This is a genomic window from Vibrio sp. V33_P6A3T137, from assembly GCF_009904835.1.
In the GTDB taxonomy this organism is placed as follows: Bacteria; Pseudomonadota; Gammaproteobacteria; order Enterobacterales; family Vibrionaceae; genus Vibrio; species Vibrio metschnikovii.
In genome coordinates this window covers 1-13,634 of sequence record NZ_WXWK01000115.1, presented here as the reverse complement: position 1 = coordinate 13,634, position 13,634 = coordinate 1, and the positions used below count along the sequence as shown (strand labels likewise).

Annotated in this window: 13 protein-coding genes and 1 CRISPR repeat array; of the genes, 9 read left to right on the top strand and 4 right to left on the bottom strand. The window is 44.7% G+C overall.

What is annotated here, in order from left to right; all coding sequences use genetic code 11:
- Positions 1 to 505 precede the first annotated feature (505 nt).
- A complete protein-coding gene (locus tag CAG60_RS10650; protein ID WP_161438911.1) occupies positions 506 to 2,143 on the top strand; it encodes a methyl-accepting chemotaxis protein in 1,638 nt (545 codons plus the stop codon).
- A 124-nt stretch (positions 2,144 to 2,267) separates the two neighbouring features.
- Here CAG60_RS10650 and CAG60_RS10645 read toward each other — a convergent pair whose 3' ends face one another.
- The gene (locus tag CAG60_RS10645; protein WP_161425189.1) at positions 2,268 to 2,921 is read right to left on the bottom strand and encodes an HAD family hydrolase; all 654 of its coding nucleotides are present in this window, start codon (positions 2,919 to 2,921) and stop codon (positions 2,268 to 2,270) included.
- 157 nt (positions 2,922 to 3,078) lie between these two features.
- On the opposite strand from CAG60_RS10645, the gene CAG60_RS16770 reads away from it, so the two are divergent.
- The 5 genes from CAG60_RS16770 (at position 3,079) to CAG60_RS10625 (ending at position 8,021) form a co-directional block, all read left to right on the top strand.
- Positions 3,079 to 3,483: a LysR family transcriptional regulator gene (locus CAG60_RS16770; RefSeq protein WP_272924712.1), complete on the top strand. Its 405-nt coding sequence runs from the start codon at positions 3,079 to 3,081 to the stop codon at positions 3,481 to 3,483.
- Positions 3,431 to 3,997, top strand: coding sequence for a LysR substrate-binding domain-containing protein (locus tag CAG60_RS16765; protein ID WP_337247108.1), 567 nt, complete (start codon positions 3,431 to 3,433; stop codon positions 3,995 to 3,997). The genes CAG60_RS16770 and CAG60_RS16765 overlap by 53 nt, the downstream gene beginning before the upstream one ends.
- A gap of 119 nt (positions 3,998 to 4,116) precedes the next feature.
- On the top strand, positions 4,117 to 5,136 hold the full coding sequence (locus CAG60_RS10635; RefSeq protein ID WP_161438909.1) for a putative 2-aminoethylphosphonate ABC transporter substrate-binding protein: 1,020 nt from the start codon (positions 4,117 to 4,119) through the stop codon (positions 5,134 to 5,136).
- Between the two features lie 82 nt (positions 5,137 to 5,218).
- A complete protein-coding gene (locus CAG60_RS10630) occupies positions 5,219 to 6,286 on the top strand; it encodes a putative 2-aminoethylphosphonate ABC transporter ATP-binding protein (RefSeq protein ID WP_161438908.1) in 1,068 nt (355 codons plus the stop codon).
- A 22-nt stretch (positions 6,287 to 6,308) separates the two neighbouring features.
- The gene (locus tag CAG60_RS10625) at positions 6,309 to 8,021 is read left to right on the top strand and encodes a putative 2-aminoethylphosphonate ABC transporter permease subunit (RefSeq protein ID WP_161438906.1); all 1,713 of its coding nucleotides are present in this window, start codon (positions 6,309 to 6,311) and stop codon (positions 8,019 to 8,021) included.
- Between the two features lie 79 nt (positions 8,022 to 8,100).
- Here CAG60_RS10625 and CAG60_RS10620 read toward each other — a convergent pair whose 3' ends face one another.
- Positions 8,101 to 9,705: an NAD(P)/FAD-dependent oxidoreductase gene (locus tag CAG60_RS10620; RefSeq protein WP_161438905.1), complete on the bottom strand. Its 1,605-nt coding sequence runs from the start codon at positions 9,703 to 9,705 to the stop codon at positions 8,101 to 8,103.
- 225 nt (positions 9,706 to 9,930) lie between these two features.
- On the opposite strand from CAG60_RS10620, the gene fdxA reads away from it, so the two are divergent.
- Positions 9,931 to 10,254, top strand: coding sequence for a ferredoxin FdxA (fdxA, locus tag CAG60_RS10615; RefSeq protein WP_154168352.1), 324 nt, complete (start codon positions 9,931 to 9,933; stop codon positions 10,252 to 10,254).
- Positions 10,255 to 10,373: 119 nt separating this feature from the next.
- On the opposite strand, the gene CAG60_RS10610 is transcribed toward fdxA, so the two are convergent.
- Both CAG60_RS10610 and CAG60_RS10605 read right to left on the bottom strand, forming a co-directional pair.
- Positions 10,374 to 11,108 carry an RNA methyltransferase gene (locus CAG60_RS10610; RefSeq protein WP_161438904.1) on the bottom strand — a complete coding sequence of 245 codons (735 nt, stop codon included), beginning with the start codon at positions 11,106 to 11,108 and terminating at the stop codon, positions 10,374 to 10,376.
- An 84-nt stretch (positions 11,109 to 11,192) separates the two neighbouring features.
- Positions 11,193 to 11,651, bottom strand: coding sequence for a PACE efflux transporter (locus tag CAG60_RS10605; RefSeq protein WP_154168355.1), 459 nt, complete (start codon positions 11,649 to 11,651; stop codon positions 11,193 to 11,195).
- Between the two features lie 89 nt (positions 11,652 to 11,740).
- Here CAG60_RS10605 and CAG60_RS10600 point away from each other — a divergent pair, with 89 nt between their 5' ends.
- Positions 11,741 to 12,628, top strand: a complete 888-nt coding sequence (locus tag CAG60_RS10600; protein WP_161438903.1) for a LysR family transcriptional regulator — start codon at positions 11,741 to 11,743, stop codon at positions 12,626 to 12,628.
- Between the two features lie 199 nt (positions 12,629 to 12,827).
- Positions 12,828 to 13,133 (top strand): DUF6482 family protein, encoded by a 306-nt coding sequence (locus tag CAG60_RS10595; RefSeq protein ID WP_154168359.1) that lies wholly within the window; start codon positions 12,828 to 12,830, stop codon positions 13,131 to 13,133.
- A 118-nt stretch (positions 13,134 to 13,251) separates the two neighbouring features.
- A CRISPR array of direct repeats spans positions 13,252 to 13,579; the repeat unit is 28 nt; unit sequence TTTCTAAGCTGCCTGTGCGGCAGTGAAC.
- Between the last annotated feature and the right edge of the window lie 55 nt (positions 13,580 to 13,634).

Here is a 13,634-nt window from a genome sequence, read left to right as displayed (position 1 = left end):
CCATTGAGACATAAAGTCCATGGCTTCCTCCAAAAATAAGTATCAATTAATTATTAGTATTTCTTGTTATTAAGCTTGCTAATATTTAATGCAAAAAATAGGCTAAATAGGGTCAACACACCGATGTATCACACGTTCAGACAAAACAGTTTTTACTGTGTCGTACGTCGAATCAATGCTGAACAGGTTGTACGTAACGTAAACTAAAAAGACCACTTTAGTCTGATTAGGTATAGTGAAATAAAGGGGCCTTCGCTAATCGAATCTACGTATTAATTTGATAGGAAAAAGTAATAATTAACCACTCAGTTTTCTACTGTGCACTTTAACTTATCATCAAAGCGAGTGATTGAACTCAACACTTATTGATTGAACGCTCAATTTTCAAACATTCTGTAACATCGTCGTCATCTAAAAGAGAAATAATCCAGCGGATTCTCGGTATTTTACTACTCAAACACAGCAGTGATAGCGAGAGAGCCTCTTTCTAACGGTGGTTATCATTATGTTTAAATTAAACCAGTTCAACATTAGTACTCGCTTATTTTGCTTAAGCGCCTTACCCATCATCAGCTTACTGGTCGCACTTGGACTCTCATTTGAAGCCGCTCAAGAAAAAGATCGGCAATTCACGCGGCTTTATCAACAACATCTACTGCCACTGAGTGATATTTTGGCAACCCACTCTTTACTGAGACAAGAAGGTCTAGATGACTTAAGACGCTATCGCACCGGCTGGGCAAGTCAAAAAGATACCGTAGAAAAAATAGAACAGTTAATAAACCAAGTGGAAACCCACTGGACAGCTTATCAACGGACGCAAAGTGGTGTGCTCGACCCATTAAGTCAACAAGCGGATGAACAATTGCAAAAAGCTATCGAACTTTATCAGCAGTGGATATCAAGGGCAGGCAGTGATGCAATTACGATCCGAATTCTCAACGAATCGACGTTTGGTAATGAAATTAATCAAGTATTGGTTCCGCTCGGTGACACACTGAATCAATTAGTTAACCAACAAATTAGTAAAGCCGATGACGTTCAACAAGAAGCAACGCTCTTGACGGCTAGAATGATGCATTTTTATCTCTTTGGTGGAGCCGCTTGGGTTATCTTGCTCATGCTACTCGGCTGGTTGATCCAACACTCAATTCAGCAACCATTACGCCAATTACGTAATAGCATTCAATACCTTGCTCATTCTTCTAATCTAACAACACAAGTAACGGTGCAAGGAAAAGATGAAGTTGCACAAACAGCGCAAGCGCTCAATACGATGGTTAATAATTTCTGTCACTTGATCATAGAAATTGAAAATAAAAGTGTCGATTTACACCAAAATGCTCAACGTATGCTCGCGGTAAGCGAAACGGTCGAGGACAAAGCAAATACTCAAAGTCGACAAACCGCAAGCGTCACAAAAGCGATGGATGAAATGGAGCAAACCATTCATGCGGTCGGTGAACACACACAATACGCGCAAACTGTGATTGCCCAAGCGGAAGAATTTAGTTCGCAAGGAACAGATACCGTACAAAAAGCCAGCGCCGGAATAAAAAGCTTAGCGAAATCGATCGATGACTCAGCACAAATCATTCGTCATCTCCATAAAGAATCTACCGAAATATCCCAAGTATTAACCGTCATCCAGACCATTGCTGAACAAACGAATTTATTAGCTCTCAATGCCGCAATTGAAGCGGCACGAGCGGGAGAAGCAGGGCGAGGGTTTGCTGTCGTCGCCGATGAAGTGCGTAATTTATCAGGCAATACTGAACAAGCTACCCGTTCGATTAACGATGTGCTTTCTCGATTACAAAAGGGCGCTAATGACGCAGTCACGGCGATGCAATCGGCAAACCAACAAGCTTTAGTCAGTGTTGAATTTTCGGAACATTCTGAACAGGTTCTTAAACATATTCGTCAAGCCTTTGAAGAGGTTGCTCTGGTTAACCAATCGATCACTACGGCTAGCCATCAACAAGCCAGTGTCGCGAAGCAGACTAAAAGTATTATTTATCATCTCAGCCAAGAAACTCATGGGCTAGAACAACAAGCAACACAAGCAAGAACGATCAGTGAGCGGTTAAGCGATGCTTCTCAACAACTTGGGGAAAAAGTACAGCATTTTACCACCGTATAGGTACGCTGGGTGGAGCTTTTGACACTTTAGCCTTGATCCGCAAAAACTAAATAGCCATGCCCTCAAGTACAATATCGTACTTGAGGGCCGAAAAAGATCGGTTGATTGATAATGCCTGCAACGGCTAAAAATGTATGATCGGCCAATCAGACACTAAGGCACGCGCTTTAAGCTGTTGGTTTGGATTGGTCGCAACAGGATGGCTGGCAAATTCAAGCATGGCAATATCATTATGTGAATCGCTGTAGGCATAACAATCACCAAAGCTGATGCCCTGCTCGGCCAACCAGCGATGAATCACAGCCACTTTTCCTTCGCGATAACTTAATGGGGTTCGCGCCTGTCCAGTAATGAGCCCTTGCTGTGTCTCTATCTCAATGCCAATCGCAGCATCAATCTCTAATAACTGTTGCCAAGGGCGCACCAAAAAATCCTCACTGGCTGAAACAATCACGACTCGACGTCCAGCTTGTTGATGCTCTCTGATCAATTGTTGCGCCATCGGATATAACTGCTTGAATAAATGCTGCTGCACAAACGCTTCCGCTGTCTGACTGACTTGCTGATACTCCTTACCGACAAGAGGAGCAAGGGTGAGCTTTAAATAATCATGCATATCCAGTACACCATGATCGTACTCAGCCATCATTTGCGCATGCTGATGATGCAATGCACTTTCTTTCTTCAGCCAACCTATCTCCGACATGTAATGCCACCACTGTGCAGAGCTATCAGTGGCAATCAATGTGTGGTCTAAATCAAACAGAGCCAGTTCCATATTTTTTCCTAATCGATAATCTTTTGTATAGGATGCCAAGCCAAATTGCTTTTGTATAGCGAGTCTAGCTTGGCCTTAGCCCTATATTAACTAATGTCTGTCATTGGAACTTCATCTTTCTTGTTTATGGTTAAACCACATCCCATTGGAGTTAATCATGAGTCAGTTACCCCCTCTGAATGCGTTACGTGCATTTGAAGCCTCAGCTCGTTTAGGCAATTTTACCAAAGCGGCCGATGAACTCAATGTCACGCAAGCTGCGGTCAGCCAGCAAGTGAAAATTTTAGAACATCATCTCAAAGCCACATTGTTTATTCGTGAAGCGAAAGGCATTCGACTGACGGATGCCGGACAAAGTTATCAACCCGTATTAACCCAAGTTTTTCACTCATTACGGATCGGAACTGAAGACCTGTTTGGTGAGCGAGGTAATAACACCTTATCACTGCGTGTATCCAATACATTTGCTGAGCATTTCCTTGCCGCAAGATTGCCAAATTTTTTAAAAGATTATCCCCCGCTTTCGAGTTCGGTTATACACCTCGCCATGGAGCCAGTCTGATCAAAGAAGTCAGCCTGATATTGAAATATATAACGGTTATGGAGACTGGGATGGGCGTCAAGTCGAACGGCTAACTCATGAATACTGGCAAGTGGTGTGCCGCCCACAAGCCATAAACTATTACGGTAACGTCACTTGCGCCAAACAGTTATTGGATTGGCCACGCGCCGCGATTATTGGTTATCGAGAAACTTGGCTCGATTGGTTTAGCCAACAAGGTATCACTGAGATTGCCGATGCACCTTGCTTAGAGTTCGATACCACTACCCTCGCAATTCAAGCGGTTCGTCACGGTGATATTGCCTTACTGACACGTAATTTTGTGGTCGCCGATTCCCTTGCTCAGGGTAACCTCGTACTGGCGCATCCGGCGAGTATGACAACGACCGGAGGACATTATCTCGTGTGGAAAAAAGGCGATCATCGCCCCAAAGTATTGGCTTTTTGTGATTGGATTCGTCGTGAAGTTGCCAAGCACCATGCAACACAAGCTGATTTATTAGGCCTGACATAAGAAATTCTAGGCCATTTAACCCAATGGCGTAACGGTTTCGTCATCTAACTTGCTTAATGTAATCATAATAAAGTTCACCACAAATATTCGCCCAACAAATATGTTATGAGGAGTTAACCATGTCAGCACGACACATTTTGGCCAAAGGAATACTGGCACTCTCTGCCAGCTTCTCTTCCATCCTTCACGCAACCGAACTGACCGTCTATACCGCCATTGAATCAGATGATTTACGTAAATACGCCGAGCGTTTCAACCAAGCTCATCCAGACATTAAAATTAACTGGGTACGCGATTCAACGGGCGTGATTACAGCTCGTCTATTGGCAGAAAAAAACAATCCTCGTGCCGATGTGGTTTGGGGACTGGCGGCAACCAGCCTAATGTTGCTGCAAGATGAAGGGATGCTACTGCCTTACTCACCTAAAGGTGTCGAAAAACTGTCGCCTAAATTTAAAGACAGCGCTCAACCCACTCATTGGGTCGGTATGGATGCTTGGATGGCAGCAATCTGTTTCAATACGATTGAAGCGAAAAAACACAACTTGCCAATGCCAACATCGTGGCAAGACCTTACCAATCCTGTCTATCGCGGTCATATCGTGATGCCAAATCCAGCCTCTTCCGGAACCGGCTATTTAGACGTTTCTTCTTGGTTACAGCTGTTTGGCGAACAACAAGGCTGGGCGTATATGGATAAGTTACACGCCAACATCAAAAATTATACCCATTCCGGATCTCGTCCTTGTGTGCATGCCGCTACCGGAGAAACCGCTATCGGTATTTCTTTTGCCTTTCGCGGCGCACGTGAAAAACAACGTGGCGCCCCCCTTGAGCTAATTTTCCCAACCGAAGGTGTAGGCTGGGATATGGAAGCGACCGCTATCATCGCGGGGACAAAGCAACAACAAGCGGCTCAAACACTGGTTGATTGGTCAATCAGTCAGTCGGCGATGGAAATGTACAACGAAGGATACGCCATTGTTGCCATGCCCGGTATTGCTAAGCCCGTCCAATATTTCCCAACCAATGCAGAAAGCCTACTGATTGATAATAACTTCCAATTTGCAGCGGCTAATCGTGAACGGATTTTACGCGAATGGGAGCGTCGTTACGACGGTAAGTCTGAAGCCAAATAATCGAAATAATGGTTAGGCAAGCAGCAGAGACTGATTGCCGCCTATTTACCCCTTTTATCCCAGCTTAGTTAAGGAGAACATCATGCGATGCCAAGGCAGCCAACTGGTTCTTGAAAATATCAATAAATGGTTTGGTGAAACTCAAGTGCTAAATAACATTCACTTAACCATCCAACCTGGGGAGTTGATCTGTTTTTTAGGCCCTTCTGGGTGTGGAAAAACGACTTTATTACGAATTATCGCCGGATTAGAGCAACAAAATAGCGGGACGTTATTACAAGGCCAACGTGACATCAGCACACTGGCTGTTAAAGAACGTGATTTTGGGATTGTCTTTCAATCTTACGCGCTGTTTCCCAACATGAGCTTGTTCGATAACATTGCGTTTGGCCTACGTTGCCAAGGCGCAGAAAGTCGCTTAATTAAACAACGTGTCAATGAGTTACTCGACTTGGTTGAACTCTCCGAACATGCCCATAAATTTCCCGCACAAATTTCCGGAGGTCAACAGCAACGTGTCGCTCTTGCGCGAGCGTTAGCACCTGCGCCGGGTTTACTATTACTGGATGAACCATTATCCGCCTTAGATGCTAAAGTCCGTGCCCATTTACGTCATGAAATTCGCAGTTTACAAAAACGCTTAGGCGTAACAACGATTATGGTCACTCATGATCAAGAGGAAGCCTTAGCCATGGCGGATCGTATCGTGGTCATGAACCACGGTGTCATTGAACAAATTGGCACCCCAGAGCAAATTTATAACCAACCCGCCAGTGCTTTTGTTGCCCATTTCATCGGTCAAATGAACTTCATGACACCGACACAAGAGAGTCAAATCCATCAACTTAGCGCGGTGCAGCAAGCTTTGGCAACGCATAGCCATCCAAACCCAATCGATAAAACCCTACGTATCGCCGTAAGGCCGGAGCACGTTTCCCTCGTTGCAACTCATGAAAGTCATCTTCAAGCGCAAATCAATCATATCGAATTTATGGGGGCTTTTTTACGCTGTAGTTTAGTGATCGAGGGCGTTTCAGAAGCGCTTTATGCTGATATCACTATCGGACTTGCTCAGAGGTTACAACTGCGTACTGGCGATTATGTGGGCGTATCATTACAGGCAAATAGCATTCACTGCTTTGCGGCATAGAAGTTAAACAAAGGAAAGCACCATGTTATCAACTAGGACGTGGCCGTCCAAATTCTCTTTCGCTTGGCCTCAAGAATGGCGAATCAACGAGCGTTTTTGGCTAACCTGTTTATTAGCGGTCGGTCTATTATTTTTGAGTATCGTTTTATTGGGTCCATTATACGCACTCTTTAGCCGCAGCCTAATGAATGCACAAGGCGAGTTTGTCGGGCTTGCTAATTTCGCAGCTTATATCTCATCGGGCGGGATCACTACCGCGGCTTACCATTCGCTTTGGGTGGCGTCGATGAGCACGGTCATCGTGATTTTCTTCAGTTTTATGGCTGCTTACGCTCTCACACGCACTCAATTACCGGGCTGCCATCTGCTGCGTCTTTTGCTAACGATCCCAATTTTAGCCCCTTCATTATTGCCGGCGATCAGCTTAATTTATCTATTTGGTAATCAAGGTATTCTCAAGTTTTTACTCGCCGACCAGACTATTTATGGCCCAATTGGTATTGTCCTTGGTTCGGTCTTTTGGACCTTTCCACACGCGCTAATGATCCTCTGTACGGCACTTTCTCATGCTGACGCAAGACAATATGAAGCGGCAGCGAGCTTAAAATCCTCACCATGGCGCACCTTTTGGTCTGTCACTGTACCTTCGGCTCGTTATGGCTTAGTCAGCGCCAGCTTTGTCGTCTTTACTTTAGTGATCACCGACTTCGGCGTGCCCAAAATCATTGGTGGTCAATTTAATGTTTTAGCAACGGACATTTATAAACAAGTGATTGGTCAACAACGATTTGAAATGGGAGCCGTGGTCGGTGTGATCCTGTTACTTCCTGCTCTACTCGCCTTTGCCGCCGACCTTTGGGTGCGCAAAAAACAAGTAGCCAGTTTAAATGCACGTTCAGTCCCTTATCAACCGCCACGTTCATGGCGTAAAAGTCTATTTGGCATCCTGTGTGTGGCACCAAGCGGCTTATTTATCCTGACGATTCTCGGGATGGCAGGGATGGCTTCACTGTTTACTTATTGGCCATACAATTTAGAGCTCACTTTCGCCAACTATCAATTTGAACGTTTTGATGCTCATGGCTGGAAACCCTATCAAAACTCGCTGATGATGGCCTCGACGACCATGATTATTGGTACTACGGTCGTCTTTTTTAATGCGTGGTTAGTAGAGCGCACACCACAACCGGCTTGGTTAGCCAGAATCTATCAGTTTGTGGCGTTACTACCGATGGCAGTACCTGGTTTAGTCTTAGGAATCGCTTATATCTTCTTTTTCAATCATCCAAGTAATCCACTCAATGTCTTTTATGGGGGATTAATGGTGATGGTATTATCAACGGTGGTGCACTTTTATTCGGTCGCACACTTAACGGCGGTAACTTCATTAAAACAATTGGATAATGAGTTTGAAAGCGTTGGCGATTCACTTAAATCGAGTCGGATTCATCTCTTTTCGCGACTCATTTTGCCACTCTCTTTACCCGCGATGTTGGATATTGCGCTGTATCTTTTTGTTAACGCAATGACCACCGTTTCTGCGGTCGTTTTCTTATATGGCCCTCACTCTCGTTTAGCCTCTGTAGTGGTGATGAGCTTAGAAGAAGCGGGCGGAACGGCCCCTGCGGCGGCCATGGCCATGGTGATCTTTTTTACTTGTGTTATCGCTAAACTGATTCACAGCGCGCTGCATTATGGGTTATCTCGCTCCACCAGCCGCTGGCGAAATAAATAAACGTCGAGCATTAATACATCAAAAGCGCCCCGAAGAGCGCTTTTGATGATGCAGTACTGAGGTTATGTCTCGCTGTTCGTTACACTTTTAACATATCGCGTGCCACCGCCTCAGCAACTTTAATTCCATCAATCCCGGCAGATAAAATACCGCCAGCGTAACCAGCACCTTCACCCGCAGGATAAAATCCTTGTAAGTTAATGCTTTGGAAATCTTTACCACGTTTGATACAGATAGGTGATGACGTCCGGGTTTCTACACCAGTTAATAGTCCATCATCCGAGGCAAAGCCTTTGATTTGGCGATCAAACGCGGGAATGGCTTCACGAATTGCTTCAATCGCAAACGCCGGTAACGCTTTCGATAAATCGGTCAGTTTAATACCGGGAGTAAAAGAAGGCTCAACATCGCCGAGAGCATTTGGCTCACGCCCAGCCAGAAAATCACCTATTGTTTGTGCAGGCGCATCATAGTTGGCACCACCCAATTGGTAAGCGCCCGACTCCAATTCACGTTGGAAACGAATCCCTGCTAATGGGTCACCAGGATAATCACGCTCAGGATCAATACCAACGACGATCGCACTGTTTGCATTGCGCTCAGCACGAGAATATTGACTCATGCCATTCGTGACTACGCGCCCTTCTTCTGATGTGGCGGCGACCACGGTTCCCCCCGGACACATACAGAAGCTGTATACCGTACGACCATTTTTACAATGATGAACCAATTTGTAATCGGCAGCGCCCAAAATCGGGTGGCCAGCACTTGGGCCAAAACGCGCCTCATCGATCATCGATTGTTTATGTTCAATCCGAAAACCAACCGAAAACGGTTTAGCTTCCATATAAACGCCGCGTTGATAAAGCATTTCAAACGTATCACGTGCACTATGACCAACGGCAAGTACAACATGACGAGAATGCAGGACCTCACCATTGGACAAGGTCACACCGGTGATTTTGCCATCTTGTTGATGAATATCATCCACTCGGGTGCTAAAACGAATTTCACCGCCCAGTTCAAGAATCGTCGCGCGCATTTTTTCAATCATGGTCACCAATTTAAAGGTACCAATATGCGGCTTACTGACGTACATGATCTCTTCTGGCGCACCAGCAGCAACAAATTCAGTGGTCACTTTGCGGCCATAAAAGTGAGGATCTTTGACTTGGCTGTATAGCTTACCATCAGAGAAGGTCCCCGCTCCGCCTTCACCAAACTGAACATTCGATTCAGGGTTTAATGTCCGTTTACGCCAAAAACCGAACGTATCTTTGGTCCGCTCACGCACTTCTTTACCGCGCTCAACAATAATTGGCTTAAAGCCCATTTGTGCTAAAACCAACCCAGCAAATAAACCACAAGGACCAAAACCAATCACCACTGGACGCTCAGTCAAATCAGCCGGTGCTTGAGCAACAAATTTATATTCCATATCCGGTGTGATTCGAACATGAGGATCATCACTCAACGTTGCCAGCAACTCGGCTTCATTGGCAACTTCCACATCTAAAGTGTAAATCAACTGGATATTGTTTTTTTTACGAGCATCATAGCCACGTTTGAACAGAGTAAAAGAGAGCACTTGCTGTGCAGGAATACGCAATTTTTTGGCAATCGCCTCGCGTAGTTCGCCTTCTTCGTGTGTCAAAGGAAGTCTGATTTCAGTTAAACGTATCATGAAGTGGTGTCTCGTATCGGTTGGTGTCTTAGCTAGAGCCATTAAGGCCCGGCTCACAATGGCGCGCATTTTACGAGAATTTGCTTGCTATGTCATACTAAATCCCGATTCAGCAAAGATTTGAGCCGATTGACAGTAACATTCTGTGCAGAGAATGTTGAATTTTGCCTTCGGATCCGTATCATGCCCCTTCTTCGTTTTTGACTGAGTAAAGAGCAACCTGTTATGGCGTTTGTAGTCACCGATAATTGTATACAATGTAAATACACAGATTGTGTGGCGGTATGTCCAGCCGATGCCTTTCACGAAGGTCCCAACTTTATGGTCATCAATCCGATTGAGTGCATCGACTGTGGCCTCTGTGTGCCGGAATGTGATGCGCAAGCGATTTTTCAAGAAGATGAATTGCCCGACGACCAAAAGCTATTTATTGAGCTTAATGCCGAGCTGGCGGAAATCTGGCCAACACAAACCGAAGTCAAGCCAGCCATGGATGAAGCAGCTAAATGGAATGGTGTGCCAAATAAGCTCTCAATGCTAGAGAAATAGCCCGGTTACCTGATTTTTGTCTCGCACAACAACACCAGCTTAGCGCTGGTGTTTTGCTTTATACCCAAACAACGTGGAGTAGCCATATCAAATAACCATAGGGTACACAAAAATAATGATTAGCTATGCTGACGACGCATATTATCCAGAATAATTCCTGTCGCCATCGCCACGTTCAATGACTCTGCTCCACCAAATGCCGGAATGGTAATTTTATCAGTTACCCATTGCGCAGCCGGTTCGCGGACACCATGAGATTCACTGCCCATCAACAAAATTCCTTGGGCACTAAAGGAGGTTGCATGGACACTTTCCCCCTCTAAAAACGCACCATAAACGGGTAAATTGGCTTGTGCCAAGTAATGAGGTAAATCCACCAAACTCACCTGAACGCGGCCAAAACTGCCCATAGTTGCACTGATGGTTTTCGGATTATAAGGATCAGCGCAATCGAGACTGGCAACAATATGTTTAATCCCATACCAATCTGCGACTCGAATAATCGTGCCTAAATTACCAGGATCAGAAACACCATCTAAAGCAATCATTAAACCTTGTGCTTTTGGGACTTCAACCTTTGGGATCTCAACCACGGCTATCGCCGCATTATTACTGACCAACGTACTGGCTTTGGTCAACTCATCCAATGACGCCTCAGTGCAAGCGTAACCGACTAAACTCTTCGCATGCAGGTTAAGAAAATCAGCGGTAGCAAAAATGTGCTGAACGTTAAAGGTGCAATGAGTTAATTCAAGGACGTTTTTTTCACCCTGAACCAAAAATAGGCCGTGCGCTTTACGCTGTTTTTTTTGCCCTAACGCGCGCAGTAATTTGAGTTGGTTTTTTGAAATCATAATTTTATCCCAGATGAAAGCGCGCCGATTATAAAGTAAAGCGCCCTAGAGCTAAAGGGCGCTAGGGCGTTGTGGTAACAATCGTTACGAAGAAATTCTCTTCGTTTCTACTCTCTTTCCTATTTTTAACCATTTAGCTAGTGCACGATAAGGCTGATATTTATCATATAACCAGTTAAATCCTAAGGTATAAAAGAGGAAAAACGTAATAAAGACCGCTTCTAAAGCTAAGGTTTCTAATAACGACATTTGTAAAAACCAGCCAACAAACGGAATCGTGATCAGTAATAACCCGCCTTCAAAGCCAAGTGTATGACCAATGCGCATCATTAAACCACGTTGAATCCGCTCACCACCAAACCACCTATCAAAATACACGTTATAAATATAGTTCCATACTGTCGCGGTAACACTCAGAATGATACTCACTAACGCCATATCACCCGTTCCTTTACCAGAAAACCACGCAGCAAGGGGCACCATCATTAATAGTGCAATAATTTCGAAAACCACAGCGTGAAAAATACGCTCATTCCGACCCATGATGAATTACCTCAATTCAACTATTCAAGAGTCATCATTTTATCTACAATAAGGATACTTCAAAGTTAGATACCATCGGTAAAAACGATATGTTCAACATCGATCAGCTGCGTGCTTTTGTCAAAACCGTAGAAACAGGCTCGTTTTCCTCAGCAGCAAGAGAACTTGGCAAAGCACAATCAGTGATCAGTCAGCACATCATCAATATGGAATTAGATTGCGGGGTCGATCTCTTTGATCGCAGTGGACGTTACCCAAAGCTAACCGCTAAAGGGGAAGAGTTGATGCCTTATGCACAAGCGACATTGATTCAGCTTGCTCGCATGAGTAGTAAAGCATCACAGCTCTATACCCCTGATGCCAACCAATTAATTTTAGCGATGGATGAAGGGATTCCACTCGCTAAACTGCCGATTGCTTTACGTCAATTAGAACAAGCCTTTCCTCACCTTCAGATCGAGTGCTTAATGGCCTCAAGCCGCGATATTATTGAGTTAGTCGAATCAGGACGCGCCACCACTGGACTGATTTTAAGTGAACCAGACTTACCCACTTGCTTAGATTTTTTCAGTTTAGGTCATATCGCCTTTGATGTATTTGTCGCTAAACATCATCCACTGGCTAACATACCGATTACACACATTGATGAGTTAAGACAATATCGACAGCTCACCGTGCGCTCTAAAAACAGTCAATTTAGCAGCTTAAATCAAGCCTTTAGTCCGGACATTTGGTACACCGATAACTATTACACAGTTCTAGAATTGGCGGTGAACGGCTTTGGCTGGTCCTTTTTACCTAACCATCTCGCGCAAAGCGTGCCCAATGCACTGACTCGAATAAATGGCACGTTCACCAACTTTGCATGGGAGGTTAATATTGACCTGATTCAACACCAAAAATGGAATACCGATCCTTTGCACCAGCAAGCACGTAAAGCTTTATTAAGCTTATTTAATGACTCGACGGATGAATAACCCGCGTCATCTATACCCAAACAACTTAGAGTTGCAGGTAGGCGGCAAGTGAGCTCATCTCCATAAGCATAGACAGACGATGTGATTGGGGTGAATGAACCTAGCCAACACCGCTGCAGCTTCAAGTACGAAGGGGATATAACGTTGAGTGATCGCCTCTCAATAAGCCAACGTATTGGTTAATAATCAAGGAGGAATCATGAGACAAACACTGACTACGCTAGAACAGTACTTTTATATCAATAAGTTAATTATTCACGCATTAGATATGGCGCTTTATCAAGCGTCAGTAATTATTGATGACCAAGAGTATTGGGTAGTCGATAACAACGATAATCTGTTAAAGACCCACTCTATCGTAGAAATGCAAAAACGTTGCAGAAAGCTGAATACACAGCAGCAAGTGCTACGCCATCAAAGTCCTTATGATGAGATGATTGGCACCCCAACTCGACAAGGTGATAATACTCTCGAAGTCCCTCTTCGTGATAATGGTTACTACTAACACCTTACCAAGCCAATGTGACCTGAAAGCATTACCTGACAAGTTACAAAAAAAGCCTCCGTCATGCTGCCTGTGCGGCAGTGAACAACAAGCTCGTGCTCATATCCAAAAATATGCTTTTCTAAGCTGCCTGTGCGGCAGTGAACCCGTGGCGTGATAATGTTTAACTGTAACGATATTTCTAAGCTGCCTGTGCGGCAGTGAACACCATGTAATGACGCTACCCGCGCTGATTGCTTTTCTAAGCTGCCTGTGCGGCAGTGAACTTTCAGTAAGTAAAGGTGGCGTAACTGAATCTTTTCTAAGCTGCCTGTGCGGCAGTGAACGCACTCTCATAGATCCTTGGAAATACAAGGTATTTCTAAGCTGCCTGTGCGGCAGTGAACCGGTGCTTTGACGACAGTGGTACTAGCAACATTTTCTAAGCTGCCTGTGCGGCAGTGAACTAATTGAAAGGATCGAAATCTACACCAACGGATTTCTAAGCTGCCTGTGCGGCAG

Excerpts from the sequence above, each read along its gene's own strand:
- CAG60_RS10650 (WP_161438911.1), top strand. The coding sequence starts at position 506 with ATGTTTAAATTAAACCAGTTCAACATTAGTACTCGCTTATTTTGCTTA.
- CAG60_RS10645 (WP_161425189.1), bottom strand. The coding sequence starts at position 2,921 with ATGGAACTGGCTCTGTTTGATTTAGACCACACATTGATTGCCACTGAT.
- CAG60_RS16770 (WP_272924712.1), top strand. The coding sequence starts at position 3,079 with ATGAGTCAGTTACCCCCTCTGAATGCGTTACGTGCATTTGAAGCCTCA.
- CAG60_RS10635 (WP_161438909.1), top strand. The coding sequence starts at position 4,117 with ATGTCAGCACGACACATTTTGGCCAAAGGAATACTGGCACTCTCTGCC.
- CAG60_RS10630 (WP_161438908.1), top strand. The coding sequence starts at position 5,219 with ATGCGATGCCAAGGCAGCCAACTGGTTCTTGAAAATATCAATAAATGG.
- CAG60_RS10625 (WP_161438906.1), top strand. The coding sequence starts at position 6,309 with ATGTTATCAACTAGGACGTGGCCGTCCAAATTCTCTTTCGCTTGGCCT.
- CAG60_RS10620 (WP_161438905.1), bottom strand. The coding sequence starts at position 9,705 with ATGATACGTTTAACTGAAATCAGACTTCCTTTGACACACGAAGAAGGC.
- fdxA (WP_154168352.1), top strand. The coding sequence starts at position 9,931 with ATGGCGTTTGTAGTCACCGATAATTGTATACAATGTAAATACACAGAT.
- CAG60_RS10610 (WP_161438904.1), bottom strand. The coding sequence starts at position 11,108 with ATGATTTCAAAAAACCAACTCAAATTACTGCGCGCGTTAGGGCAAAAA.
- CAG60_RS10605 (WP_154168355.1), bottom strand. The coding sequence starts at position 11,651 with ATGGGTCGGAATGAGCGTATTTTTCACGCTGTGGTTTTCGAAATTATT.
- CAG60_RS10600 (WP_161438903.1), top strand. The coding sequence starts at position 11,741 with ATGTTCAACATCGATCAGCTGCGTGCTTTTGTCAAAACCGTAGAAACA.
- CAG60_RS10595 (WP_154168359.1), top strand. The coding sequence starts at position 12,828 with ATGAGACAAACACTGACTACGCTAGAACAGTACTTTTATATCAATAAG.